General features: G+C 63.6%; 20 protein-coding genes. 6 read left to right on the plus strand and 14 right to left on the minus strand.

Annotation, left to right across the window (positions count from 1 at the left end; genetic code table 11):
• Nucleotides 1–7: 7 nt before the first annotated feature.
• Both B0G74_RS40535 and B0G74_RS40540 read right to left on the minus strand, forming a co-directional pair.
• Nucleotides 8–3466 carry an alpha/beta fold hydrolase gene (locus B0G74_RS40535; protein ID WP_132382813.1) on the minus strand — a complete coding sequence of 1153 codons (3459 nt, stop codon included), beginning with the start codon at nt 3464–3466 and terminating at the stop codon, nt 8–10.
• 204 nt (nt 3467–3670) lie between these two features.
• Nucleotides 3671–4462, minus strand: a complete 792-nt coding sequence (locus tag B0G74_RS40540) for a hypothetical protein (RefSeq protein ID WP_132382814.1) — start codon at nt 4460–4462, stop codon at nt 3671–3673.
• A gap of 468 nt (nt 4463–4930) precedes the next feature.
• Between B0G74_RS40540 and B0G74_RS40545 the strand changes: the two genes are divergently transcribed.
• On the plus strand, nt 4931–6871 hold the full coding sequence (locus B0G74_RS40545) for a hybrid sensor histidine kinase/response regulator (protein WP_132382816.1): 1941 nt from the start codon (nt 4931–4933) through the stop codon (nt 6869–6871).
• Between the two features lie 43 nt (nt 6872–6914).
• On the opposite strand, the gene B0G74_RS40550 is transcribed toward B0G74_RS40545, so the two are convergent.
• The 5 genes from B0G74_RS40550 to B0G74_RS40570 all read right to left on the minus strand — a co-directional run bounded on the left by B0G74_RS40550 (nt 6915) and on the right by B0G74_RS40570 (nt 11029).
• Nucleotides 6915–7691, minus strand: a complete 777-nt coding sequence (locus tag B0G74_RS40550; RefSeq protein ID WP_132382818.1) for a response regulator transcription factor — start codon at nt 7689–7691, stop codon at nt 6915–6917.
• A gap of 330 nt (nt 7692–8021) precedes the next feature.
• Nucleotides 8022–8213, minus strand: a complete 192-nt coding sequence (locus B0G74_RS40555; RefSeq protein ID WP_132382820.1) for a hypothetical protein — start codon at nt 8211–8213, stop codon at nt 8022–8024.
• Complete coding sequence (gene cydB, locus B0G74_RS40560) at nt 8188–9192, minus strand: cytochrome d ubiquinol oxidase subunit II (RefSeq protein ID WP_132382822.1); 1005 nt, start codon at nt 9190–9192, stop codon at nt 8188–8190. The genes B0G74_RS40555 and cydB overlap by 26 nt, the downstream gene beginning before the upstream one ends.
• Nucleotides 9193–9233: 41 nt before the next feature.
• Complete coding sequence (locus B0G74_RS40565; RefSeq protein WP_132382824.1) at nt 9234–10646, minus strand: cytochrome ubiquinol oxidase subunit I; 1413 nt, start codon at nt 10644–10646, stop codon at nt 9234–9236.
• 188 nt (nt 10647–10834) lie between these two features.
• Nucleotides 10835–11029, minus strand: a complete 195-nt coding sequence (locus B0G74_RS40570) for a hypothetical protein (RefSeq protein ID WP_132382826.1) — start codon at nt 11027–11029, stop codon at nt 10835–10837.
• 376 nt (nt 11030–11405) lie between these two features.
• Between B0G74_RS40570 and B0G74_RS40575 the strand changes: the two genes are divergently transcribed.
• On the plus strand, nt 11406–12227 hold the full coding sequence (locus B0G74_RS40575) for an alpha/beta hydrolase (RefSeq protein ID WP_132382828.1): 822 nt from the start codon (nt 11406–11408) through the stop codon (nt 12225–12227).
• 124 nt (nt 12228–12351) lie between these two features.
• Here B0G74_RS40575 and B0G74_RS40580 read toward each other — a convergent pair whose 3' ends face one another.
• Entirely contained in the window at nt 12352–12894 is a 543-nt protein-coding gene (locus B0G74_RS40580) for a DUF2867 domain-containing protein (protein WP_132382830.1), read from the minus strand.
• Between the two features lie 392 nt (nt 12895–13286).
• Between B0G74_RS40580 and B0G74_RS40585 the strand changes: the two genes are divergently transcribed.
• Together B0G74_RS40585 and B0G74_RS40590 are read left to right on the plus strand one after the other, a co-directional pair.
• On the plus strand, nt 13287–14123 hold the full coding sequence (locus B0G74_RS40585; protein ID WP_132382832.1) for an NAD(P)-dependent oxidoreductase: 837 nt from the start codon (nt 13287–13289) through the stop codon (nt 14121–14123).
• Nucleotides 14124–14152: 29 nt separating this feature from the next.
• Entirely contained in the window at nt 14153–15445 is a 1293-nt protein-coding gene (locus B0G74_RS40590; RefSeq protein WP_132382834.1) for an MFS transporter, read from the plus strand.
• A gap of 164 nt (nt 15446–15609) precedes the next feature.
• Here B0G74_RS40590 and B0G74_RS40595 read toward each other — a convergent pair whose 3' ends face one another.
• The 3 genes from B0G74_RS40595 to garL form a co-directional block, all read right to left on the minus strand.
• Nucleotides 15610–17625 carry a glycoside hydrolase family 28 protein gene (locus B0G74_RS40595; protein WP_132382836.1) on the minus strand — a complete coding sequence of 672 codons (2016 nt, stop codon included), beginning with the start codon at nt 17623–17625 and terminating at the stop codon, nt 15610–15612.
• Between the two features lie 240 nt (nt 17626–17865).
• On the minus strand, nt 17866–18759 hold the full coding sequence (locus B0G74_RS40600; protein ID WP_243658543.1) for a 2-hydroxy-3-oxopropionate reductase: 894 nt from the start codon (nt 18757–18759) through the stop codon (nt 17866–17868).
• A 31-nt stretch (nt 18760–18790) separates the two neighbouring features.
• Nucleotides 18791–19591, minus strand: a complete 801-nt coding sequence (gene garL / locus B0G74_RS40605) for a 2-dehydro-3-deoxyglucarate aldolase (RefSeq protein WP_132382840.1) — start codon at nt 19589–19591, stop codon at nt 18791–18793.
• Nucleotides 19592–19813: 222 nt separating this feature from the next.
• Here garL and B0G74_RS40610 point away from each other — a divergent pair, with 222 nt between their 5' ends.
• A complete protein-coding gene (locus B0G74_RS40610; RefSeq protein ID WP_132382842.1) occupies nt 19814–21397 on the plus strand; it encodes an aldehyde dehydrogenase (NADP(+)) in 1584 nt (527 codons plus the stop codon).
• Between the two features lie 98 nt (nt 21398–21495).
• Here B0G74_RS40610 and B0G74_RS40615 read toward each other — a convergent pair whose 3' ends face one another.
• The 3 genes from B0G74_RS40615 to kdgD all read right to left on the minus strand — a co-directional run bounded on the left by B0G74_RS40615 (nt 21496) and on the right by kdgD (nt 24919).
• A complete protein-coding gene (locus tag B0G74_RS40615; RefSeq protein WP_132382844.1) occupies nt 21496–22239 on the minus strand; it encodes a FadR/GntR family transcriptional regulator in 744 nt (247 codons plus the stop codon).
• Between the two features lie 201 nt (nt 22240–22440).
• The gene (locus B0G74_RS40620) at nt 22441–23853 is read right to left on the minus strand and encodes an MFS transporter (RefSeq protein ID WP_279388645.1); all 1413 of its coding nucleotides are present in this window, start codon (nt 23851–23853) and stop codon (nt 22441–22443) included.
• A gap of 148 nt (nt 23854–24001) precedes the next feature.
• Nucleotides 24002–24919 carry a 5-dehydro-4-deoxyglucarate dehydratase gene (kdgD, locus tag B0G74_RS40625; RefSeq protein WP_132382848.1) on the minus strand — a complete coding sequence of 306 codons (918 nt, stop codon included), beginning with the start codon at nt 24917–24919 and terminating at the stop codon, nt 24002–24004.
• Nucleotides 24920–25145: 226 nt separating this feature from the next.
• Between kdgD and garD the strand changes: the two genes are divergently transcribed.
• On the plus strand, nt 25146–26735 hold the full coding sequence (gene garD, locus B0G74_RS40630; protein WP_132382850.1) for a galactarate dehydratase: 1590 nt from the start codon (nt 25146–25148) through the stop codon (nt 26733–26735).
• Nucleotides 26736–26786 lie beyond the last annotated feature (51 nt).

Genomic DNA, 26786 nt, shown 5'->3' on the forward strand with positions numbered 1-26786 from the left:
CGCTACCTCAATGCGCGTCCAGATACTTCACGATCACCGGATAGACATCCACCGCGGCATTCTTCCCGAAGATGCAGTCGATGTGTCCATAGCCGGGAATAATGGTCCGCTCGTAAGGCTGCTCGGGGAAATGCTTGACCAGCATGTCATACGTGAGCTGCGTGCTGACCGGCAGATAGGTTTCGTTTTTATCGCCGTGGATGAACCCGATCGGCAGGCGCATGCCCTCCAGTCCTTTCATGCCATCGGTGCCTGTGAGATAGACGTCCTTGCCTTCGGCATCGACCACCTTGTGTGCTCTCACCATCGCGGCCAGATGCTTGAATACGCCGACGTCGTGCACGCCGAGTATTTCCTGCAGATTCGCATGCAGCGTCTGGTTCAACTGCTCGTGTTCGTAGAGCAGGCCGTACAGGAAGGTCGCTCGGTGGCAGATCGGATTGCCGCAACCCTCTTTGTGATTGAGCGGGTAGAACTTGAGCGCTTCATCGAGCAGGTTCTGCGGCCATGACTTGTGTTCCGTATAGGCGGTCACGTCGAGTACGCCGAGATGTTGCATGATGTCGGGAATATGCAGGCCGGCCTTGATCTTCTCCAGCGTGCCGGGCACCGGATGCGCCGACACCTGCGAGATGACCACCGAGCGCACGCCTTCGAGTCCGTACAGCAGCGACATGCTCAGCGCCACGCCACCCATGCAGTGGCCGAGCACCTGAAGCTCCGGCACGCCGGTCAATTCGCGGATCTTGGCGACCGCCGACGGAATGTCCTCGCGCGCCACCTTGTCGACGTTGGTCGGCACGAACACGCTCGGCATTTCGATGCTGACGCGCAGATCCACGAGCCACACGTCGTAGCCGGCGGCGAAAAGATACTCGACCATGTTGGTCGCGATCAGGTCGGTGGAGTAGATGCGGCTCGATACGCCCGAGCCGTGAATCAGCAGCACCGGACGCGCCGCTTTGCGCGCGGGGTCGTGATAGCGCGTGAGCCTGAGCTTCGTGCCATCGGGCGTATCGAAGAAAACGATTTGCGGCGCCGGCGCACGCAACGCGCGCTTCAGACGCGGCTCCGCTTTCGGGTCGAAATACTGCAAGGGTGCGGCCACGCCGCCGTATTCGGTGAACAGCACGCCCGCGAAAAACTTGCCGAACTTCAGGGTCCATTCGAGACGTGTCTTGAGATCGGGTGCGTGGGTGACTTCGAGCGTGCGTTGCTGCTTGAGGAAATTCTCGGGCGTGATGATTAGCGTTGCCTTGCCGAGCAACGGCGCACCGGCTTGCGCCGACTCGCGAACCTCCGCGTAGAGCGTGTTGGTCTGCTCCCACAGATTGATCGGCGAAGTGCGCGTGATGATCTTCTTGCCGCTCAGGAAGTACGTCTTGCCTTCAGTGGCATTGAGCGTCATGCGGTAGTTCATGTTGCGCTCGTCGACGTCCGACTCGTTGACCACGAACAGATTGAAGGTGCCGTCGGAGATCGTCATGGGCTGCGCGGAGAGCGCGGGGCAGGTCAGCGTGCCGGCCGTTTGCGCCAGATGCTGCGGATTGCTGAGCATGTCGGCGAGATCTTCCGATTCGACGGTCAGCGTGAACTCCATCGGGCTTGTGGCCGCTTCGCCTGCCACGTTCGGCGTGTAGGTGCCGACCATCGTTTCGGTGAAGTGCAGGCCGATCTTCTGCGGCGAGGACGGCGTCAGGGACGACGACGCGGCCTGCGGCGTCGGCGCGGGCGGCAAGCTCGGCGTGGCGGGCGCGCCCTCGGCCGGCGCGGCGTTCAGCGGATGCGTGGCCAGCAGCAGTTCGCAATTGCGTTCGGCCAGCGCGGAAATCGTCAGGAGCGGATTGACGCCGAGCGACATCGGCATGACGGCGCCGTCCATCACATACAGGCCGTCGTGCACCGCGTTGCCCGTGGCGCCACTGAACACGCGGCCCATGTGGTCGACCACGCCGTGCCCGGCGTCCTCGCCCATGCCGCAGCCGCCGAGTGGATGCACGGTGACGGTGCGGTTGCCGAGAATATCGGTGGAAATGGGATTGCGCATGTATTTGCCGCCGAGCGGCACGGTCGCCTGCTTGAGCACCTCTTCGACCGCCTGGAAAATCGGCTGCTTGCCGGCGTTCTCCCACACGATGCGCGGCTGGCCTTTGTCGTCCACGTCGATCTCGCCGTTTTCGTCGTCATGCGCCATCACGAGGTAGCTTTGCGTGTGATGGAGCGCGCCGTGATAGGGGCCGCGCAGAAAACTGGTGGCCACGCGCGCGTCGTAAGCGAGCTGTTCCGCGACGGAGCGCGGCGCGACATCCACGCCTTCGAGCGGCGCGGCGGCGCCGAGCAGGCCGACCAGCGCCGCGCCCACCGGGCCGGCGAGCGAGCCTTCTTCGATCACATAGCCGTCTCTGACGTTGGGGGTGCCGCGATGGTCGATGAGGCCGGTAATGGTCGGCCCGACCGGAGGAATCTCGCCCTTCTCGTGCGCGCCCCAGCCGACGCCGTTGATCACCGGCTCGGTGTTGTAGGCGAAGGCGAGCACGTCGCCATTGCCGGTGAAGTGCTTGCCGAGCATGCCGGAGACGCTCAGCCCCTGCTTGCGCGAGCGCAACAGCAACGCGGTCGAGCCGATCGTGCCGGCCGACACGATGACGATATCGGCGCTCACGAACAGATCGGGCGCGCCAAAGCTTTCGCGCCCGAGGCTCACCAACTGGTAACCCACGATCCATTTCCCGGTGGCCGCGTCGCGCAGCACCGAATGGACGGCGGTACCCGTGAAAATCTGCGCGCCGTGCGCGACGGCGTCGGGCAGATAGTTCATGTGCGTCGAATTCTTCGCGTCGTAATTGCAGCCGGAATTGCAGTCGCCGCAGCCGACGCAAGCCTTCTGCTCGACGCCTGCGGCATTCGTGCGGTCCTTGAAGGTGACGGTGATGTCCGGGCGCGAGAACTCGGCTTTCATACCGAGCGCCTGCGCCGACAGTTCGAGCGCTTGCAGTTTCGGCAGTGTCGGATAGCTGTCGGGCACCGGCGACGGTTGCAGCATCTCACGGGCGAGCGCATAGCCTTTGTCGCGGCCCGCCTTGTCGGCGCGCAACGCGGCCGGCCAGCGTGGGTCGTCCCACAGGCGCGGGTCGGCTTCGAGCGCGACGTTTGCGTTGATCAGCGAGGTGCCGCCGAGACCGCAGCCGACCACCGCGTTCACATCGTCGTTCACATGCACTTCGAGCAACGCCAGCGGTGAGCCGATATGCGCCAGCGCAGTGTTGTATTGCACCTCCTCGGTGCCCTGAAACGGCGTGCGGGGAAATTCCCCGGCCATGAATTCGCGCCCGCGTTCGAGCACGCACACCCGGCGCCCGGCGCGCGCCATGCGGGACGCTGCAATCGCGCCGCCGTAGCCGGAACCCACCACAACCACGTCGTAATGCGATTGGATTGCAGTTACGACACTCGATAAGCGGTTCATCACGACCACCTCGTCTGGAATGGAATGCGGGGAGAGACAACCGGGACTTCGGAAGCAAGACGGCGTGCGGCGACGGCTTTTTTATCCTAGGCGGTGCGCGCGCACAAAAAAAGGCGCATCGTATGTGGCGCGCGGGCCTGCTGTGCCGCGTGCGCGGCGTCGCGAGGCGGCGCGAGCGGCGGGCGCTGGCCCGGCCACGTGCTATTACGCGGCCGCTTCATTCATTTCGCTGTCGCTCGATTCGGCGGCGAGCAGGTTCAGCGCGAGCAGAATGGCCGGGCGATTGTCGACGTCGATCTCGATGCCGAGCACGTCCGTGAGCCAGCGGCCGATCTTGGTATTGGAAAAATCTTCGGCGCCGGCCGTCTTCTTCATGGTGACGCCGAGCTTGACGGCGCGATAGTGATACGAGGGCACACGATGCTGCGCTGCGACTGCCGACAGACCGCCTTTACCTTCCGAGCACCAGCCGAGGCTGCCGGCCAGCACGATCCGCTCCGGTTCGTCGAGGCTTTCGATAAAGGCGCGCGCCGAGTACCGTACGCGCTGTTCGTCGAGGCCGTATTGCAGCAGCACGCTTTCCACCGGATCTTCCAGCGCTTGCGCGTGCAGATCGATTTCCTGCGCCATGCCGTCGTTTTCCATCGATACGTTGCGCTGATGGCCGGCGCTGCGCAGGCAGTCGATCAGGTAGCGGCGGAAATACGCGCACAATGCGTAGCCGTTGGACGGCGCGCTGTCGGCGCAGGCATGGGTTTCCGTATGGCCGGGCGCGAGGCGCAGCACTTTCGCGTAGATGAACTGGGCGACCAGTTCTTCCTTGTCCTCGCCGAGCGCCTGCAGCTCGAGCGGGTGATAGGTCCGCAAGGCCCGCTTGACCAGTTCGACCATCGACACCATTTCGTCGCCGGACAACCGGGTACGCCGGCGCCACAAATCCGGCAGGATCGCATCGTCGAGATTGCGGACGAACTCGTGGCTCGGAACTGCGCCCATGAAAACCTCCATAAGGGGAAAGGCCAGGGAGCGCGGTGAGCCTGAACTGCAGGCGGGATGTGGATGTTGAAGCGGTGAGGCCGCGCTGGAATGTGAAGCCAGTATGGTTTCCAACGGCGGCTTCGCCTATATGGATTAAGTGGTAGCTGATGGGTAAACTGCCGGGTAAACCATCCGACAAAGTGCATCTTATTCGTCTGAAGAGAAACGGATGCATTGGACCATTGCATCGCACTGCGGCTACGCAGTTGCATCGCAGACGTAGAGCCACGCCGTATCCGAAGTGTCCGATGCGGTTCACGCCGCTTGCGTCGCCGCGCTTCCGATCCACATAACCGAATTTGCCGTGCAATGCGCGGTGCATGGGACCGGAGTAAGTGCTCTGCATGTGATCGGAGTAACGCGCTAACGCGCGAACCCGATCGACAGCTCAGGCGCTAACTCCGATCGACAAAAGGAGACCGCGCGATGCGGGCCGACCCGATCCAGCGTGCCATCGACGAAGACCTGGTGCGCGTGTTGTACGCGCAGGATCCGATTGCGTTCTTTTCGCACTGGTTTTCGATCGCGGTGCTGGTGGCGATTTACTGGCCGAAAATCCCGTCGCCGCCGCTGTTCATCGCGTGCTTCGGTTTCTATGCCGCGGCCAACTGCGCCGGCCTCGCGCTGTGGGTCTGCAATCGCCGTTACCCGAAACTCGTCTCGCCGCGCGGCTGGATCATTCTGCACGCGGTGCGCGGCATGCTGCTTTACAGCGGGCCGGGCATCGCCGTGTGGTTCGCGTTCCAGAGCCCGCAGTCCGACTTGCCGCTGCTGCACACGGTCATGCTCGTCACGCTGGCCGCCGGCGTGTTCATGTCGAATGGCTTCGACCTGCTGAATTTCTCGACCTCGATTCCGTTTCTGCTGTTTCCGTCGATCGTCATGCATTTCGGCACGCATACGTTCGACCGCACGATTCTCGCCATCGTCCTCGCGTTTTTCTTTTGCGCGATCAACGTCTACGCGTTGAGTTATCGCAAGCTGTTCCAGCAGGTCGTGCAGGCGCGCGTCGATCAGCAGTATCTGGCGGAGTCGCTGGCCGCGCAAAAACGCGTGGCCGAAGAGGCGAGCCTCGCCAAGACGCGCTTTTTCGCGGCCGCCAGTCACGACTTGCGCCAGCCGCTCCATGCGATCGGCCTGCTCGCGGCCTCGCTCAACGACACGGCGGCGACGCCCGTGCAGCACGCGAAGACCGCCGAGCACATCGTCTACAACGTCGAGGCGTTGAACCAGTTGTTCAACCAGGTGCTCGATCTGGCGCGGCTCGAAAGCGGCGTGACCCAGGTGATCCGGCTGCATTTCCGGCTGTCCGAACTGTTCGAGCGGGTCGGCAGCCAGTATCGTCCGCAGGCGGCCGCCAAAGGGCTGGCGCTGCGCATCGCGCCGACCACGATGGTCGTGCACGACGATCCGGTGCTGCTCGAACGCGTGCTGAGCAATCTGCTGTCGAACGCCGTGCGTTATACCGAAGACGGCGCGATCTGGCTGGGCCTGCGCCGCGCCGGGCGGCAGACGGGCGGCTTTATCGAAGTGCGCGACTCGGGCATCGGCATTCCCGTGGAGGAGCACGCGCGCATCTTCGAGGAGTTCTATCAGGTCGCCAATCCGCAACGCGACGCGCGCCAGGGTCACGGCCTCGGCTTGCCGACGGTGAAGCGGCTGGTCAGCATGCTCGGCGGCGAGTTGCAACTGCGCTCGGCGCCGGGCCGCGGGTCGGTGTTCCGCTTTCCGGTGCAGGCGGGCGATCCCGGCGGCATCGTCGCGAGCCTGAACGAAGCGGTGGCCGGCGGTCCGTCGGCGCAAGGGCGGCGCGTGCTGTGCATCGACGACGACCCGTCGATTCTCGAAGGCCTCGTCAGTCTGCTGGGCCGTTGGGGTTGCAGCGTGCTCGGCGCGCGCGACGAAGTCGATGCGCTCGCCGCGCTCGAAGGCGGCTTCGTGCCCGATGCCGTGCTATGCGACTACCAGTTGGCGAATCACCGCACCGGCGCGCAGGCGCTCACCGCCGTGCGCAATGTGCTCGCGCGCGCGGGGCACGACAACGTGGTGACGCTGCTGATCACGGGCGACATGGCGTCGGCGGAACTGGCGGCGCTCGCCTTGCAGGGGATTCCGGTGCTCCATAAACCGGTCACGCCGGCGCGCTTGCGGCGCACGCTGGAGATGCTGTGGCAGCAGGCCGAACAGGACAAGGGGCGGGCGGCCGCCGCGCTGGAATTGCGCGTGGACCAAACGGGACATGAAGTGGATGGCCGGCCGGCCAGTGGGGTGACGCGGGTTGCTGAGATCGTGCCGCAAGGCGAAGCGAGAGTCGGAGTGCAGAGCCAGACCCAAAGCACCCAGTCGCAGAGCGCACCGCAAAAGTAGAGGCGAACGGGCGGCGTGAACGCCGCCTGTCATCGATCGCGTGCTACAGGGTTTTCCCGGCTTCCAGCCAGCCGTTGATCACGGCGATCGCCGTCGACCGGTTATGCACACCGAGCGCCCGGAAGATCACCGACAGATGCACCTTCACCGTGCCTTCCGCGACACCCAGGTCGCGCGCGATCATCTTGTTGGTCCAGCCGCGATGCACGAGCCGCATGATGTCCTGCTGACGCGGCGACAGATTCTCCAGCAGATGCTGCTGGTGCGGCTGCAATGCCTGGATCTGCGTGAGCGGTTCCGTGAGCGTGGCGCCGCCCTGGCTTGGCGCGTGCGCGCCGACCGGAGCCGCATGTTGCTGCGACGGATCAGCGAGCGCTTCGGCACGAGCGGGCACGGGCGCGGCCTGCGCATCGCGCGAACCCAGCAGACTGAGCGCTTCCATTGGCACATAAGCGCCGCCGGAAAGCACCAGTTCGATCGCTTTGAGCATGACGCTGGCGGGCTGGCGCTTCGGCACGAAGCCGAGCGCGCCGGCGGCCAGCACCGCGCGCATTTCGTCGGGCGATTCTTCGGCGGAGAGGACGACAAGCGGCAGCGCGGGGTTCGCCTTCAACAGCACTTCGAGCGACGAAGCGCCGCTCATGCCCGGCATATGCAGATCGACGATGGCAAGATCGTGATCGGCGTCGGGACGCGCGAGCAGGGCAAGCGTCTCCCAGTTGTCGGCTTCGTCGAACTGGGCGTCGGGATCGAGGCCGCGCAGCATGCCTTTGACGCCTTGACGAATCAGTTCATGGTCGTCGGCTACAAGAAACTTCATGATGTCTCCGCGAGTCGGGCCTGCCCGATGTGGGCTACCGCCGTTATAGGGTCTCGTTTTACTTCTAGCCTCGTGAATCGCATCATTGCCGCCCACCCCGCGATCATATGCCTGATCGGTGGCGCGGCGCACCTTCCGGCGAACCGCTTGTGTGACCGTTTATTTGTTAAATCGCCGTCTGCTCCGATGCACCGCATGATGTCCAAGGCAGGTCTCTCGCGCATAGTTTACGGCTTGCTTGGTAGACGAGCCGAACGGTCCTTTTTTAAAGGCGTCCCCGCAGGATTCCGAAGGTTATGCGCGCCGGATCGAAGCGCGCTGAAGCAGTCTCTATTTGACTGCAAATAACGTCGCATTCATCAGAAGCTTGAATGCGAATCCGAGCGACATCGCCGAGCCCACGCCGAAGCACCACAGCGCGATGAACCAGAGCCAGCCCGGCACTTTGCGCGCCGGCGCGCTCGATGCGCCGTGCGTTGCGTCCGGGCTCGTCTGCTTAGTGATAGTGATGTTGGTCGCCATGACGCACCTTGCCGCGAAATACCCAATAACCCATCGTCGTGTAGGCGATGATGATCGGCAGAATCACCGCTGCGCCGGCCAGCGTGAACATCTGGCTCGAGCGCGGCGCGGCCGCTTCCCAGAGCGTCATGCTCGACGGAATCGCATACGGCCACAGGCTCACCAGCAAGCCCGCGTAGCCGAGCAGCACCAGCAGCAGCGCGAGCGCGAACGGCGTGTTGTGATGCCGCTCACGCACCGCGCGATGCATGAAGAACGCCGCGACCGCCACGAGGAAGGGCACCGGCAGCAGACGATAGAAGAGGCCGTCGTGGAACCAGCGTTGCGCGATATTCGGATCCTGCAGCGGCGTCCACAGGCTGACCATCGCGACGAAGCCGAGCAGCACGATCGTCAGCGGCCAGACCACGCGATGCAGGCGGCGTTGCAGATCGCCTTCGGTCTTCGCCACCAGCCAGCAGCAGCCGAGCAGCGCATAAGTGACCACGAGTCCGAGGCCCGTGAGCAGGCTGAACGGCGTGAGCCAGCCGAAGGCGTCGCCGGCATACGCGCCGTCGATCACGGGGATGCCTTGCAGGAATGCACCCAGCGCGATGCCCTGAAAGAACGCCGCGCCCGCTGAACCGCCGATGAACGCGAGGTCCCACAGATGCTTCGTGCGATTGGCCTTGGCGCGAATCTCGAACGACACGCCGCGAAAGATCAGACACACGAGCATGAAGATCAGCGGCAGATACAGCGCGGACAGCACGGTCGAGTAGACCGCGGGGAACACTGCGAACAGTCCCGCGCCGCCGAGCACCAGCCAGGTTTCGTTGCCGTCCCACACCGGCGCGACGGTGTTCATCATCAGGTCGCGTTCTTTCTCATCGGGGAAGAACGGGAAAACGATGCCGATGCCTAGGTCGAAGCCGTCCAGCACCACATACATGAAAAGGCCCAGCGCGATGATCGCGGCCCACACTACGGTTACGTCCATGTTCTTTCTCTATCGCAAGTAGCTGGTGAAGAAGGGCAGGTTCAGGCCGCGTCGATCATGTGATCGGCGGCGGAAAGCGGGCGGCGCGCGGTGTGGTTCGGCAGGCGCTCCGGCGCTTCGTGCGGCGTGTGTCCCGGCAGCGCCGGACCCGCGCGCATCAGCTTGAGCATGTAGTAGACGCCGGTGCCGAACACGAGGAAGTACACGACCACGAAGGTCATCAGCGAGATGCCGACCTGCTGCGTGCTGAGCGGCGACACGGCCTGCGAAGTGCGCATCACGCCGTACACGACCCACGGCTGACGACCCGCTTCAGTGGTGACCCAGCCGGCCAGCAGCGTGATGAAACCCGTCGGCCCCATCGCCACGGCGACGCGCTGGAACCACTTCGATTCGAACAGGCGTCCACGGCGGCGCAGCACCCACGCAGCCACCGACATCAGGATCATCAGCACGCCGAGGCCGGCCATGATGCGAAAGCTCCAGAACACCACCGTCGAGTTCGGCCGGTCTTGCGGCGGAAATTCCTTGAGACCGCGAATTTCGCCGTCCCAGCTATGCGTGAGGATCAGGCTGCCCAGGTGCGGAATCGACACGGCGTAGCGCGTGGTTTCCGCCTGCATGTCGGGAATGCCGAACAGGTTCAGCGCGGTGCCGCCTTTTTCGGTGTCCCACAGACCCTCGATCGCCGCGATCTTGGCGGGCTGATATTCGCGCGTGTTCAAACCATGCTGATCGCCGACGAACGCCTGGACCGGCGTGAGGATCAAGAGGAGCCAGAGCGCCATCGAGAACATCTTCTTGACGGCCGGATCGCGCCGTCCGCGCAGCAGATGCCACGCGCCCACTGCCGACACCACCAGCGCCGCGACGATGAACGCCGCGAGCGCCATATGCGCGAGCCGGTATGGGAACGACGGATTGAACACGATCTTGAACCAGTCGAGCGGCACGACGCGGCCGTTCACGACTTCGAAGCCTTGCGGCGTTTGCATCCAGCTATTGGAGGCGAGAATCCAGAAGGTCGAAATCAGCGTGCCGATCGCCACCATCAGCGTGGCGCCGAAGTGCGCGCGCGGACTCACGCGCTGCCAGCCGAACAGCATGATGCCGAGGAAGCCCGCTTCGAGGAAGAACGCGGTCATCACTTCGTACATCAACAGGGGGCCGGTGACGGGGCCGGCGAAACTGGAGAAGCCCGACCAGTTGGTGCCGAACTGATAGCTCATCACCACGCCGGAAACCACGCCCATGCCGAAGGCCACTGCGAAGATCTTCGACCAGAACAGGCAAAGGTCTTTGTAGTACGCCTTGCGGGTTTTCAGCCAGCGCCATTCGAGCACGGCGATGAAGCTGGCGAGGCCGATGCTGAGCGCCGGAAAAACGATGTGGAACGAGACGGTGAACGCAAACTGGATGCGGGCGAGATCGAAGGCCGAGAGAGCGGAGTTCATGAGCGTGAAGTGCGTGATGGCCGCGAGGGCGGACTACGCGCGTCGACCGTTGTCGGTGCGCACTGCGCTGGGCAGATGGCGCAAGAGTAGGGGATGAGGAAATTTTTTGCTGCGACGCGACGTGCGTCAAAAAACCACGTTGTTTTGCGGCGATTTTTTATTTTGAGACGGCAAGTCGTTGATGGATATCAAGTTTTCCTGATCGCCTTGCTGGGCGCGCCGGGCACGGTTTCGGTGCGCCGACGGCGCGACTGCGGCAATCGACCGCGCTGCAGCATTGTCGCGCGGGTGGATTCGAACGCCTTTGAGCCGGGCTCGGCATCGGTCTGGAGCACATTAAGGCCGCCGCCCGCAGATTCGATCCGCAAGGCGATGTTCGGCAATTGGGATCGGCTTGTCATCAACCGACAATCACTCCGTCAGAACGGACTTTCCATGCGCCCGGCGGCTAGCCAACGGGCTCGATTGCCCATACCATGCAGGCAGCCAAACGGCAGCATTTTTCAAATGAGCGCATGCTACTCACGCATGCACGCCGTATAGCCAGTCCAGTATTTTTTCCCGTTATTCGCTTCGAATAGTCATCGCCGACGCACCGGCCGAATCGCCTGGGCGCGTCGCGAATCCGTCATCAACGTGTGGTGCGAGGCATGCCGTGCCTCGAATGGGCGTCGTGTCGCGTGCCGCGCGAATGGTTCAGGAGAACACGCTTCATCCACCTGCCGGCGACGGCAGACTTCAACTAACAGGAGTCAGCAGATGAGCACGATCAAGACGAAAGACGGTACGACCATTTTCTATAAGGACTGGGGCAAGGGTCGCCCGGTCGTCTTCTCGCACGGTTGGCCGTTGAGCGCGGACGCCTGGGACGCGCAGATGATGTTCCTCGGCAACAAAGGCTTTCGCGTGATCGCCCATGACCGGCGCGGGCATGGCCGGTCGGAGCAGACGTGGGACGGCAATGACATGGACACCTACGCCGACGATCTCGCCGCGCTGATCGAACAACTCGATCTGAAGGACGCCACGCTCGTCGGCCATTCGACGGGCGGCGGGGAAGTCGCGCATTACATCGGCCGGCATGGCACGCAACGCGTCGCGAAGGCCGTGCTGATCGGCGCGGTGCCGCCGTTGATGCTGAAGACGGAGAGCAATCCGAACGGCACGCCGATCGACGTGTTCGACGGCATCCGCAAAGGCGTGGAAGACGACCGCTCGCAGTTCTTCAAGGATCTGGCGCTGCCGTTTTACGGCTACAACCGTCCGGGCGCGAAGGTGTCGCAAGGCGTGATCGATTCGTTCTGGGTCCAGGGCATGGCTGGCTCGATCAAGGGACTGTATGACTGCATCAAGCAGTTCTCCGAAGTCGACTACACGGAAGACCTGAAGAAGATCGACGTGCCGACGCTAGTGCTGCACGGCGACGACGACCAGATCGTGCCGATCGATGCGGCCGGCCGTCTGACCGCGAAGATCGTGAAGAACGCCACGCTCAAGGTCTATCCGGGTGGCCAGCACGGCATGTGCACCGTCGAGGCTGCCAAGGTGAACGGCGATCTGCTGGAGTTCATCGGGTCGTAATGCGGTGACGTGTTGATGCGTCGATGTCGCGAGTGCGGTGGGCTGCGGGTAAGCAAGCACGCCCAGTTGCACTTGAACCCGAACCGCGGGCCGTGATCGTTCACGCGCCCGCGTGTCGAACCGCTCAGGCGGTCGGCCAGCCGATGCGCGCCGCTCGCCGCAATGACGAGCGCACCACCATCCGGTGGAACGGCGCGATGGCGAGAATATAAAAACGGCCGAGTCGATTGTGGCAATGCACGACGGTGGACAGGATCAGATAGCGCGAGCGTCCTTCCTGTGTGCCGCGAGTTTGCTGCAGCACTGAAACCCGGAAGTCGAGATGGCGGTCGTTTTCGCCGAGGATGATCTCGTGCGCGCTACGCGTGTAGATCCTGAAGATGTCGAGGCGCTCCCTTGCGGCGGCGGGATCCTTGATGCTGCGTAACTGCGCCGCGGTCTTCAGGCCGAAACGGGCGACGATCGCATCGCGCAAGCCCATCAACCTCGCGACCCATCCCGCCTGATGCGCGAACACGAAGCGCGCCAGCAACTCCGGATCGTCGATGGCGTTCTCGGGCAGGCGGACCGCATAGGCGTCGGCCAGATCCGGCGCGTCGTACAAACGCGCGACGCTCGATTCAGCCGGAAGGGCAACGGACTGCACGGAACAGTGGACAGTGAGCATGGTGGCGTGCGGCGCTAAAAATCAATCGAAGAGGGGCGCTGCGCCGGATTATGGCGGCAGTCCGGCTTGCGCGTGAGCGCATCAAGTCTACGCGCTTGTGTGCGTCTGCGCGGAGCCGGCCGACGAGGTCCTTCCCATCCCGGATTCTGGAGCGAAAACGCGCCTCTAGTTATACGATGTCACATAAATAGTGTCCGCCTATTCGCTTGTTTATTAAGAGAAACATCACTGGAGGCTCATCGAGATAGGGTAAGTGCCTAATTGAAATCCGGTCTGGCATCGTTGATAGTACGTTATCGTACAACTATCGCTGAATCGGCAGACACTGCCGGCATGACAGAAGCGACGGCTGTACCCAAGTTCGATCGCGCGCGGCGCAGGAAAGGAACCTTATGAAGAAGATTGCTCTGAGTGGAGCCGGTGGCCAGCTTGGCTCGGTGGTACGCGCTGCGTTGCTCGCACGCGGCACGCCGTTGCGTTCGGCCGCGGGCTCGAAGGCCCTCGTGCCGCTCGTGGAAGGCGAGGACGTGATGCACGGCGATCTGCGCGACCCCGCGATCGTGGATCGTCTGCTGGAAGGCGTGGACGTCCTGATCCATTTCGCGGGTACGAGCGTGGAGCGTCCGCTGCCCGAGATCATCGAAAACAATCTGCGCGGGCTGGTCGAAGTGTACGAAGGCGCGCGCCGGCAGGGCGTGAAGCGCATCGTGTTCGCGAGCTCCAATCATGCGATCGGCATGTATCCGGTCACCGAGCATCTCAGCCTCGACTGCGAACTGCGCCCGGACGGCTTCTACGGCCTGAGCAAGGTGTGGGGCGAAGCGCTCGCCAGAATGTACTGGGACAAGCACGGCATCGAGAGCGTTTGCGTGCGCATCGGCAGTTGCCTCGAGCGGCCGACCGAGCCCCGGCACCTGAGCACCTGGTTCGGTCATCGCGATCTGCTGCACTTCCTCGACCGCTGTGTCGAAGCGGAGAACGTGGGCTTCCTGACCATCTGGGGCGTGTCGGCCAACACACGCAGCTGGTGGGACAACAGCGGCGCCGAACGTCTGGGCTATCAGCCGACGCAGGATGCCGAGGTCTACGCCGAGGAAATCCTCGCGCGGCCGAATCCGCTCGACGCGCTCGGCCAGCGCTTCCAGGGCGGCAGCTTTGTGGGTATCGATTATTCGCGCGATGACGCCGCGCCGGACGGCTCGGCCGCTTCCACTACGCGGCCTGTTTGAGCCGTTCAGGATTACGAGGAGACGCAGCAATGAAAATCAAGGGCATCCGCTGGTGGATGGTCAGTCTGGTCGCGGCCGGGCTCATTATCAATTACCTCGCGCGCAATACGCTGTCAGTCGCGGCGCCGACGTTGATGAAGGACCTCCACATCACCACGGAGCAGTATTCGCACGTGGTCGTGGCGTGGCAGCTTTGCTATGCATTCATGCAGCCGGTCGCCGGCTACCTGCTCGACACTGTCGGCACCAAGATCGGCTTTGCGGCGTTCGCGCTGGCATGGTCGCTGGCTTGCGCCGCGGCGGCGTGGTCGACGGGCTGGCGCAGCCTCGCGTTCTTCCGCGGCCTGCTCGGCATTGCCGAGGCGGCCGGCATTCCGGCCGGCGTCAAGGCGACGAGCGAGTGGTTCCCCGCCAAGGAGCGTTCGGTGGCGATCGGCTGGTTCAACATCGGCTCGTCGATCGGCGCGTTGCTGGCGCCGCCGCTGGTGGTGTGGGCGTTGTTGCGCGGCGAGTGGCAGTTGGCCTTCGTGATCGTCGGCGTGGCTGGGATTATCTGGAGCGTGCTGTGGATGGTGCTCTACAAGCACCCGCGCAACCAGAAGCTGTTGAGCGACGCTGAACGCGACTACATTCTCAGTGGCCAGGAAGCGAAGCACAGCGACGCCGGCGCCGCCAAGCGCAGCTGGCTCGCCATGCTCGGCAGCCGCGATTTCTGGGCGATCGGCATTCCGCGCATGCTCTCCGAGCCGGCATGGCAGACCTTCAACGCGTGGATTCCGCTGTACATGATGACCGAGCGTCACATGAACCTGAAGGAAGTCGCGCTGTATGCTTGGATGCCGTTTCTGGCCGCCGACATCGGCTGCGTGCTCGGCGGCTATCTCAGTCCGCTGTTTCACAAGTACGCGAAGGTGTCGCTCTTCACGTCGCGCAAGATGGTGTTCGTGGTCGGCGCGCTGTTCATGATCGGACCGGCTTGCGTCGGCTTGGTGGCGAGTCCTTATGTGGCGGTGGCGCTGCTGTGCGTCGGCGGTTTTGCGCATCAGACCTTGTCGGGTGCGCTGTACGCGATTACGTCCGATATGTTCGGCAAGAACGAAGTCGCTACCGCGACCGGCATGGGCGGTATGGCAGGCTACCTGGGCGCGGCTGCGTTCACGGCGCTGTTCGGCGTGCTGGTCACGCAGATCGGCTACAGCCCACTGTTCGTGGTGCTGGCGGTGTTCGACATCATCGCGGCCGCTGTGGTGTGTCTGCTGGCGAAGAGCGCCGACAAGACGCCCGAGCCGCGCTGGACACCGGCGAGCGCGGTGCTCAAGTGAGTCAGGCCAGGTCGCGATGAATTCCGGACGCTGATCAGTCGAGCCGGAAATGAAAATGGCGGCGCTTTCGGGCGCCGCCATTTTTGTTTTTGTTCCCTGCGTTTCTTGAATCTCCACGGCTGAACGAAGCTCGCACTTCGCTCAGCCGTTCAACCGCTAACGGCTTAACGCTTATCGACGACCGTCGTGTTGTAAGTCGTCGCGCCGATCACCACATTGTTCAACGTAATGCCGTTGACGTTGTACGCGTAGATCGGTCCAGGTGTAGTCGCGCTCGCGGGTCCGGCCGAGACTGCCGTGCCCAGATTGCAGTTCGAGATCGTCACGCCGCTGATCGGCGGAATGGTCGGCGTCGGGGCCGCGCCGTTGTAGTCGAACGCGACGGGCCCTTGAGCGACGATCGCCTGAAAGCACGAGCCGGTCACGCCATTAAGCGTCACGTTGCTCGCCGTCACGTTCGAAATGTTCACGTTCTGGACGACCGCCGGACGGATTCGAATGGCGTCGTTCGCCGGTTGATAGTCGCAGTCGAACGTGATCAGGCCGCCCTGCGCCGCCGACGGATTGGCTGCGCTCGCCGTCACGACGCCAAGCGGCACCGTGGCGTTGATCGGGCTGCCGCTCAGCAACGCGCTGCCGTAACCCCCGCCTTTCAGGGCGACGCCGTTGGGCAGCGTGACTTTATCGACATAGAAGTTCTTCACGAAGCCGCCGCGATTCATATTCGTCTTGATGCGAATCGCGATGTTCAGCGGATTGGTCGCCCAGTTCTGATTCAGCATCTGCAGATTGCGCGCATAGATGTTCTGCACGCCGCCGCCCATTTCGCTGCCGAGCGTGATGCCGCCGTGACCGCTGTTCATGATGCAGTTCTGGATCACGTGATTCTGCGCGGGACCGTATTGCGTATCCAGATCCTTGCCCGACTTGATCGCGATGCAATCGTCGCCGGTGTTGAACGTGACGCTGTCGCACAGCACGTTGTTGCACGCGTCCGGATCGAAGCCGTCGTTATTCGGGCCGATGCTGTTGGTCGTCACGCCGCGAATCACGACGTTCTTGCAATCGGTCGGATGATGCTGCCAGAACGGCGTGTTGTTGGTGCTGTAGTTCTCCATCAACACATTCGTGCAGCCGATGAACTCGACCATGCACGGACGCAGATAGTGGCCAACACCGAAGACGCGCTGCGCAATCGGCACACCGGCTTCGGAGAGAGCGGGCAGGTAGTTCTGGTCTTCCTGCCACGGTGTCGTGGGACTGGTCAGTTGCGCGTAGAGCGCATCGGAAATGCCGGGTGCGGCGGTTTTCAGATCGACGTTCTTCGGATTCAGGTACGCCTGCGACGGCGTCGATGAATTTACGCAGCCGTATGCGCCATTCGATCCCTTGAAAGTCCACCAGCACGTGGCGGTGTTGCCGCTGCCGGCGAACGGCGTCATGGCTTGACCGTTGAGCACCGAGGTCGCGTCTTCGCCGGTCAGCGCGATGTTGGTCTGGTTGCGCGCGTAGACCGGTGAGCCGTAGTTCAGGCAATCGTTCGCCTGCCAGCGACTATAGAACAGATTACCATTGGCGCCGCAGGCGACCGGGCCGTCCTTCGCGTAGTCGGCGGGGTTCGGGCTGAAATAGATCGTGCAATTCGCGCTGAGGTGAAAGTTCACGTTGCTCAGCAGGACGATCGGGCCAGCGCAGTACCACGTGCCGGCCGGCACGACCACGCGTCCGCCGCCTGCGGCATTGCAGGCCTGGATGGCGGCGAGAAACGCGGGGCGCGAGTCGAACGAGGCAGCGGCGTTGGTCAGGTTGGAACCGGGACTCGCGACCGATGCCGAGCCCGTGTACGGATTGGTCGCGGCAACGACGGCGCACGGTGTGGCGCCGTATTGCGTGACCAGGAAGTCGCGTGTGGGAAACATCGACTGGGTGATGCCTTGCAAGGAAGCGATGATCTGCGTCGCGGCGCCCGAGGTGCCCCAGATCGGATCCTGTACCACGGGCGGCGTGGATGGGCCGCCGTTGACGGAGCCGCCGCAGGCGGACAAGCCGCCTAGCAGCGTCGCGCCGGCTGACGTACCCGCCAGCACGATAAAGGCGCGGCGAGCGGGCGAATTCGGCTCAGCCTGGCCGGGCGTTTTCGATGTTGCCCGCTTGCCGTTGGTTTTATCTATGGTTGCCACGGATGTCTCCTTGCCCTTTGCGGGCGTTGTCAATAATCGTTGCTACTTTGGGGAATGCAGCTCGTCGAACCTGTTTACTTAACGTAAGGTATCCTTAATGTTTGTAAAAAAACTTTAGCGGTGGAAGTGACACGACTTCCGTCAACTCGCTGCGAAGCCGGCGAACGCACGTATGCGCCGCTCCGTCCTGCCTATCTGCATAAGGCAAGCGGAGCGGCGCATTTAAAAGCGGCGTGCGGCTTAAGCGGTTTTCTGGCCAATCTCGTGATCGGCGAGGAATTCGAGCGCGCGCACCATCGCCGAGTGGTCCCACGCCTTGCCGCCGTGCGCGACGCAGGCGTTGAACAGCGCCTGGCAGGTGGCCGTATTCGGCAGGGAGACGCCGAGCGATTGCGCGGTGGAGAGCGCGAGGTTCAGATCCTTCTGGTGCAACTCGATGCGGAAGCCCGGATCGAAGGTGCGTTTGGTCATGCGTTCGCCGTGCACTTCGAGAATGCGCGAGGACGCGAACCCGCCCATCAGCGCTTCCCGCACGCGCGCCGGATCGACGCCGGCCTTGGAGGCGAGCAGCAGCGCCTCGCCGACTGCCTCGATCGTCGCGGCGACGATCACCTGGTTGGCCACCTTGCACACCTGGCCGGCGCCGACGCCACCGATCAGCGTGACGTTCTTGCCCATCATGTCGAACAGCGGCTTGACGGCATCGAAGGTCGCGGTTTCGCCGCCCACCATGATGGTCAGCGAGCCGGCCTTGGCGCCGACTTCGCCGCCGGAAACCGGCGCATCCAGATAGTCCGCGCCGGTCTCGCGCACGCGGGCCGCGAACTCGCGGGTGGCCATCGGCGAAATCGAGCTCATGTCGACGACAGTTTGTCCCGCGCGCAACGATCCGGCGAGACCTTGTTCGCCGAACAGCACGCGCTCGACGTCGGGCGTATCCGGCACCATGATGAAAATCACGTCGGCCTGCGCGGCCACGGCGGCGGGGCTGTCGCACGCGAGAGCGCCCGCCTGGATGAGATCGTCGGGCACGCCGCTGCGTGTGAACGCTGCCAGCGCGACGCCGTTCTTGAGAAGGTTGGCGGCCATGGGCTTGCCCATGATGCCGAGTCCGATAAAGCCTGCTTTTTGCATGGAATGCTCCGGAGATGTCATGGCGGCCGGGTTATTGCTGGCCCGCCTGTTTCTGCATGAAGTGTTTTTGAACCGTCTGCGCGGCCGCTTTCAGCAGCCCCATATCCGCGCAGACCGCGACGACGCGGCAGCCCATGGAGATGTAGCGCTCCGCGTCGGCCTGCACCGGCGCGAGAATGCCGCTCGGCTTGCCCGCGGCTTGCGCGCGTTCGAACACGCGCGCGATCGCCGCCTGCACGTCGGGATGATTCGGATTGCCGAGATGGCCGTATGCGGCCGCGAGGTCGGACGGCCCGACGAACACGGCGTCGATGCCGTCAACGGCGAGAATTTCGTCGATCGCGTCGACGGCCTTGCGGCTTTCAATCTGCACGATGACGCAGACGTTGTCGTTGGCGACGTCGAAGTAGTCGGGCACCGTCGCGTAACGATTGCCGCGATGGCTCACCGAGACGCCGCGAATGCCCTGCGGCGGGTAACGCGTGGCGGCGACGGCGCGCGCCGCGTCGTCGGCGCTTTCCACGAACGGCACCAGGAAATTCGAAAAGCCGGTGTCGAGGAGCCGCTTGATGAACACGCTGTCGTTAGCGGGCGGCCGTACGACCGGCGCGCTGCCGCTGTCCTTGAGCGCCATCAACTGCGGGATCAGCGTAAGGACGTCGTTCGGCGCGTGCTCGGCGTCCAGCAGCATCCAGTCGAAGCCGATAATGCCGAGCAGTTCGGTGACGATCGGGCTGGCGAGCGACGCCCAGCAGCCGATCAGGGTTTCACCGCCGCACACTGCTCGGCGGAAACTGTTGGGTAAGGGCTGGTAAGGCGTGACGGCTGGCATCGGCTGTTTTCCTCGAACGGTAATGGATCGGGCAAGTTCCGACGACGGCTCAACACGAGTTATAGGTCGTCGTATGTCTTGATTGCAGATTAGCACCGGCCTCGCCGGTTGTAACGGTCACGTTAACCCGAATTCCTCGCCAGGCAAGCGTTTCAGGTTGCGCGCATACCTCGTAATGTTGTAGGATGACCTATATCTTAGGCCTTCACTCAAGGAAAGCAAATGTCTCTTACCGGCGAAATGCTGATCGGCCGCCAAGCGGTGCGCGGCGAGGAAAAACCATTGCATGCGTTCAATCCTGCCACGGGATCCGATATCGCGGAGCCGGTTTTCGGTAGCGGCTCGGTGGCCGTCGTGGGGCAGGCGTGTGAGCTGGCGCAGCAAGCGTTCGATCCGTACCGGCAACTGCCGCTCACGGTGCGCGCCGAGTTTCTCGAGCGTATCGCCGACGGCATCACGGCATTGGGCGACGCGCTGATCGAACGGGCGCACCAGGAATCGGGTCTGCCGAAGGCGCGTCTCGAAGGCGAACGCGGCCGCACCACCGGCCAGCTCAAGCTGTTCGCGCAAGTCGTGCGCGCCGGCCAGTGGCTCGCCGCCACGCTCGATTCGCCGCTGCCGGAGCGCAAGCCGCTGCCGCGCTCTGACCTGCGCATGCAAAAGATTCCGCTCGGCCCGGTCGCGGTGTTCGGCGCCAGCAATTTCCCGCTCGCGTTTTCGGTGGCGGGCGGCGACACGGCGGCAGCGCTCGCGGCCGGCTGCCCGGTCGTGGTGAAGGCGCACCGCGCGCACCTCGGCACGTCCGAGATGGTCGGCCGCGTGATCCAGCGCGTCGCGCAAGAGATGGACTTGCCGGAAGGCGTGTTCTCGATGATCGTCGGCGCGGGGAATTCCGTCGGCGAGGCGCTGGTCGCGCATCCGGCGATCAAGGCGGTTGGTTTCACCGGTTCGCGCGCGGGCGGCACGTCGCTGATGCGCGTCGCGGCGGCGCGTGCCGAGCCGATTCCGGTCTACGCGGAAATGAGCAGCATCAATCCCGTGTTCCTCCTGTCGAATGCGCTGGCTGCGCGCGGCGAGAGCATCGCGCGCGGTTTCGTCGATTCGCTGGTGCTTGGCGCCGGCCAGTTCTGTACCAATCCGGGTCTCGCGATTGCCGTCGACAGCGACGCGCTCAAGACTTTCGTCGCCACGGCGTCGGACGCGCTGAGCGGCAAGCCCGCGCAGACCATGCTGACGTCCGGCATCTGCGCTGCTTATGAAGAAGGCGAGGGCAAGCTGGCGGCGATCAAGGGCGTCGAGGCAGTAGCGCGCGGTGTCGATACAACCGGCCCGACGCAGGCGCGCGCGGCGTTGTTCGTGACCGACGCACAGACGTTCCTCGCCACGCCGGCACTGGAAGACGAGGTGTTCGGCCCGGCGTCGACCATCGTCCGTTGCAAGGACGAGCGGGAACTGCTCGCGGTCGCCGAGCACTTTGCCGGTCAGTTGACCGCCACGGTGCAGATGGACAGCGCCGACCTGGCAGCGGCGAAGAAACTGGTGCCGATTCTCGAACGCAAGGCCGGCCGGATTCTGGTGAACGGTTTCCCGACGGGCGTCGAGGTGTCGCACGCGATGGTGCACGGCGGCCCGTTTCCGGCGACGTCCGATAGCCGCGCGACATCGGTCGGCACGACGTCGATCGAGCGTTTTCTGCGTCCGGTGTGCTACCAGGATTTCCCGGCCGATCTGCTGCCGCAAGCGCTGACCGACGGCAACCCGCTGGACCTGTGGCGTCGTCGCGATGGCGAGATCACGCGCAGTTAAGGGGCGGGTGATCGAGTGAGATAAAAGAATGGCCGGGATATCCCGGCCATTTTTCTATTGCGTCCGCCTTAGCGAACCCGAATCAGAAGCGAGCCGAATCAGCTATTCGCCTCGGCGGCTTCGTTAGCGCGCCGCAGACGCTCGCGGCTGTTGGACAGATGCATGCGCATGGCCGCGCGCGCGCCTTCCGCGTCGTGCCGCGTGATTGCTTCGAGAATGCTTTCGTGCTCGAGGTTGACGAGCGACAGATACGCGTCCGGTTCCGCGCGCGCAATGCCCGCCGAATCGAGCCGGTTCCGCGGAATCAGCGCGCTGCCCATTTGCGTGAGGATGTCGACGAAATAGCGGTTGCCCGTGGCGCGCGCCACCGAGATATGAAACTGCAGATCGGCGTCGACGCTGTCCAGCCCGTTATGGCGCGTGGCTTCGATTGCGTCGAGCGCGCCGCGCATGCGCGCGAGGTCGTCCGGCTTGGCGCGCTGGGCCGCGAGACCCGCGCATTCCGTTTCGAGACTGATGCGCAGTTCCAGGATCGACAGCACGTCGCGCAGAGTGGTGGCGGGCACCATGTCGATGCCCAGCTTTTCGCGCTGCGGCTCGAGCACGAAGCTGCCGATGCCGTGCCGCGTCTCGATGATCTTGCCCGCCTGCAAACGCGAAATCGCCTCGCGAATGACGGTGCGGCTCACGCTCAGCGTGACCATGAGTTGCGATTCGGTCGGCAGTTTGTCGCCGGGCTTCAGCGCGCCGGACGCGATTTGCTCGGTGACGTAGCTGACGACGAACTCGGCAAGATTACGAGCGCGTCGTGGCGGTGCCGCGGATGCCAGTGGTGTAGCCATCGAAAACGCCCCTTGAATCAGATAGTTGCAGACACTTCATGCGTTTCATTATACCGTCGTCTGACGACTGATTATAACCACGCCATATCATTTTGCGGGCCGGCGCCCGATGCGACGCCGGGGTCCCTTTCTAGCCTGCGTTTCACGCGGCGACGGCGCTCATTTCGCCGTCCGCAGAGAAGTACGATAACCGCCGCGCGATCAGCGCGGGCGCAACTCGACCCGCTTGATGTCTTTCACGATCACGAGATAGCTGAACACCGTGAGCAGGGCATTGATGCCCACGAACACCAGCGCGCCGTTGAACGAGCCGGTCTTCGCCACGAGATAGCCGATCACGATCGGCGTCACGATGCCGGCCACGTTGCCGAACATATTGAAGATCGCGCCGGAGAGACCGAGCGCTTCCTTCGGCGACGTATCGGCGACGACAGCCCAGCCGAGCGCGCCGATGCCTTTGCCGAAGAACGCGAGCGACATGAGCGCGACGACGACCCAGTCGGTCGACACATAGTTGCAGCCGATGATGCACACCGACAGCAGCATGCCGCCGACGATCGGCACCTTGCGCGCGATCGTGAGCGAATGGCCGCGACGGATCAGTCCGTCGGACAAGATGCCGCCGAGCACGCCGCCCGAGAATCCGCAAATCGCCGGCAGCGAAGCGACCAGACCCGCTTGCAGAATCGTCATGCCACGCGCCTGCACGAGGTAGATCGGAAACCACGTCAGGAAGAAGTAGGTCAGCACGTTGATGCAGTACTGCGCGAGATAGACGCCGACCAGCATGCGGTTGCTGAGCAGTTGGCGAACCAGGGACCAGCCGCCGGTACTTTCGATCTTGTCGGCGGATCGGGCTTGCTTCTGCCCGCTGATCACGCCGCCGCCCTGTTCGATGTACTCCAACTCGGCGCGCGAAACACGCGGATGATCCGCGGGGTTCTTCATCACCTTCAGCCAGGTGAGCGCGAGCAGGAGCCCCATCATGCCCATCACGACATAGACCATGTGCCAGCCGAACGCGTGGGTAAGCCACGCCATTAACGGCGTGAACACGACCGCCGCGAAGTATTGCGCCGAATTGAAAATGGCCGACGCCGTGCCGCGTTCGTTGGTCGGGAACCAGCTCGCCACGACCTTCGCATTGGCCGGAAATGCCGGCGATTCGGCCGCGCCCATCGCAAAGCGCAGCACGAACAGCGCGGTGACGGCGGCCGCCGCGCTGCCCAGCAAGCCGATCGAGCTTTGCAGCAGCGTGAAGAGCGACCAGAAGAAAATGCTCGCCGCGTAGACGCGCCGCGCGCCGAAGCGGTCCAGCAGCCAGCCGGCCGGCAGTTGCGACAGCACATAGGCCCAACTGAACGCGGAGAAGATGTAGCCCATGCGGATCGCGTCGAAGCCGAACTCGGCGCGCATGGCCGAGCCGGTCACCGACAGCGTGGCGCGGTCCGCATAGTTGAAGGTCGTGATCAGAAAGATCAGCAGCAGGATCCCGTAGCGGACTCGGGTGCGCTTTGCGACGTGGGCGGCACTGACGGTGCGGCTCATTTCCATGGTCATCTCCTGAATTTCTTTTGCGCGGGAGGAGTGGGCTCCCGAGGCGTCGTGGCGCAAAAAGCGGCTACGACGCCTCGTCGGTACATTCGTGCGGCACAAAAACGCCCGGCGACGTTGCCGTCCCGGGCGCTCTTTGCGGTGCCGTCTACGCGGCCATCGTTCGCACGGCCGGCGGGTGTCAATTGCTACTAATAGGCCAGCCGGATTACTGCGGACCGAGCGTCTTGATGAGCGCGTCCAGCTTGCTCATTTCTTCTTCCGTCAGATCGGTCAGCGGCGCGCGGACCGGACCGGCGCTGTGGCCGACCAGCTTCGCGCCCGCCTTGACGATGCTGACCGCGTAGCCGGCGCGGCGGTTGCGGATCGCCAGATACGGCAGGAAGAATTCGTCGATCAGCTTGCCGACGGTCGCGTGGTCGTCCGCGGCGATGGCGCGATAGAAGTCCATCGCGGTCTTCGGAATGAAGTTGAACACCGCTGACGAATACACCGGCACGCCCAGCGCCTTGTACGCCGCGGCATAGACTTCCGCGGTCGGCAAGCCGCCGAGATAGGAGAAGCGGTCGCCGAGGCGGCGGCGGATCGACACCATGTTCTCGATCTCGCCCACGCCGTCCTTGAAGCCGATCAGGTTCGGGCAGCGCTCGGCCAGCCCTTCGAGCATATCGGCGTTAAGCTTGGAGTTCGCACGGTTGTAGATGATCACGCCCATGTTCGGCACGGACTTGCAGACTTCTTCAGCGTGCGCGGCGATACCTTCCTGGCAGGCTTCCGTCAGATAGTGCGGCATCAGCAGAATGCCGTTCGCGCCGTGGCGCTCGGCTTCCTGTGCGTAAGCGATCGCGACGCGCGTCGGGCCGCCCGCGCCGGCGAGAATCGGCACCTTGCCTTTGCAGACTTCGGCGGCCGTCTTCACGACGTTCGAATAGTCGTTGTGCGTGAGCGAGAAGAATTCGCCCGTGCCGCCGGCGACGAACAGCGCCGACGCGCCGTAAGGAGCGAGCCATTCGAGGCGCTCAGCATAGGTGTCGGCGCGGAAATCGCCTTGTTCGTCAAAGTCGGTAACGGGGAAGGACAGGAGGCCTTCGGAAACGATCTGCTTCAGTTCCTGCGGTGTCGTCATGATGAGTATCCAGAGCGTCGGAATGGTTCGCGGGTGGTTCGTTCAGATAGAAATTGAGATTTCTTATACGTCATCGTACAACAACAAAACGGCTAACTCAACGGGCATTTCACGGCATAATGCTTCTCCTAGGGTAAATACGGAACGTCTGTGCAATCTTCTGTGTTGTAGGATGACGTATGAATAGCTGGCGCAGCAGGCGTACATCGCCATAAGGATCGATGCAATGGAACAATCTCCGCTCTACATTCGCGTTCACCCCAATGACAATGTCGCGATCGTCGTCAACGACGGCGGCCTGGGTGAGGGCGCGGTATTTCCCGATGGCCTGGCGCTGCGCGAGCGCGTACCGCAAGGGCACAAGGTCGCGCTGGCGGATCTGGCCGAGGGCAACGAGGTCATCCGCTACAACGTGGTGATCGGCTATGCGCTCAAGGCGCTGCCCAAGGGCAGCTGGATCAACGAACATGTGATCCGCATGCCGAGCCCGCCGGGACTCGAGGATCTGCCGATCGCCACGATCAAGGCGCCGGAGATGCCGCCGCTCGAGGGCTACACGTTCGAGGGCTACCGCAACGCGGACGGCTCGGTTGGCTCGCGCAACATTCTCGCCATCACGACCACGGTGCAATGCGTCGCCGATGTGGTCCAGCACGCGGTCACCCGCATCAAGGCCGAACTGCTGCCTAACTATCCGAACGTCGACGACGTGGTGAGCCTCGGCCACACCTACGGTTGCGGCGTCGCGATCGACGCACCCGACGCGATGGTGCCGATCCGCACCGTGCGCAATATCAGCCTGAATCCGAATTTCGGCGGCGAGGTGATGATGGTCAGCCTCGGTTGCGAGAAGCTGCAGCCTGAGCGCCTGATGCCGCCCGGCACGATTCCGATCGCCGCGGCCGCGAATGTGGCCGAAGTCGCGGACATCGGCGATATCGAGGCCGATCTGAACGGCGACGTCGTCGTACTGCAAGACGAAGCGCACGTCGGCTTCCAGTCGATGATCGAGTCGATCATGCGAATGGCCGATGGTCATCTGAAGCGTTTGAACAATCGCCGTCGCGAGACGTGCCCCGCGTCCGATCTCGTGATCGGCGTGCAATGCGGCGGCAGCGACGCGTTCTCCGGCCTCACCGCGAACCCCGCGGTGGGCTACGCGACCGACTTGCTGGTGCGTGCCGGCGCCACGGTCATGTTCTCCGAAGTCACCGAAGTGCGCGACGGCGTCGATCAATTGACGGCGCGCGCGGCCAACCCGGAGGTCGCCGCGGCGATCATCCGCGAGATGCAGTGGTACGACGATTATCTGAAGCGTGGCGGCGCCGATCGCAGCGCCAACACCACGCCTGGCAACAAGAAGGGCGGCTTGTCGAACATCGTCGAAAAGGCGATGGGGTCGATCATCAAGTCGGGCAATTCGGCGATTTCCGGCGTGTTGTCGCCTGGCGAGAAGGTTCGCCAGAAAGGCCTGATTTACGCGGCCACGCCGGCTAGCGACTTCATCTGCGGTACGCTGCAAGTCGCGGCGGGTATCAATCTGCACGTTTTCACCACCGGCCGCGGCACGCCATATAGCCTCGCCGAAGTGCCCGTCATCAAGGTCGCGACGCGCTCGGATCTGGCGCGCCGCTGGCACGACCTGATGGACATCAACGCCGGCACCATCGCGACCGGCGCGGCGACCATCGAAGAGGTGGGCTGGGAACTGTTCCGTCTGATGCTCGACGTCGCCAGCGGGCGCAAGGAGACCTGCGCTGAAAAGCTCAAGCTCCACAATGCGTTGACGCTGTTCAATCCGGCGCCCGTGACCTGATGGGCCGGCTGGCTGCCTTGCCTGATCTGATCGCACTCACACCACTATAGA

Source organism: Paraburkholderia sp. BL9I2N2 (assembly GCF_004339745.1).
Taxonomy (GTDB): domain Bacteria; phylum Pseudomonadota; class Gammaproteobacteria; order Burkholderiales; family Burkholderiaceae; genus Paraburkholderia.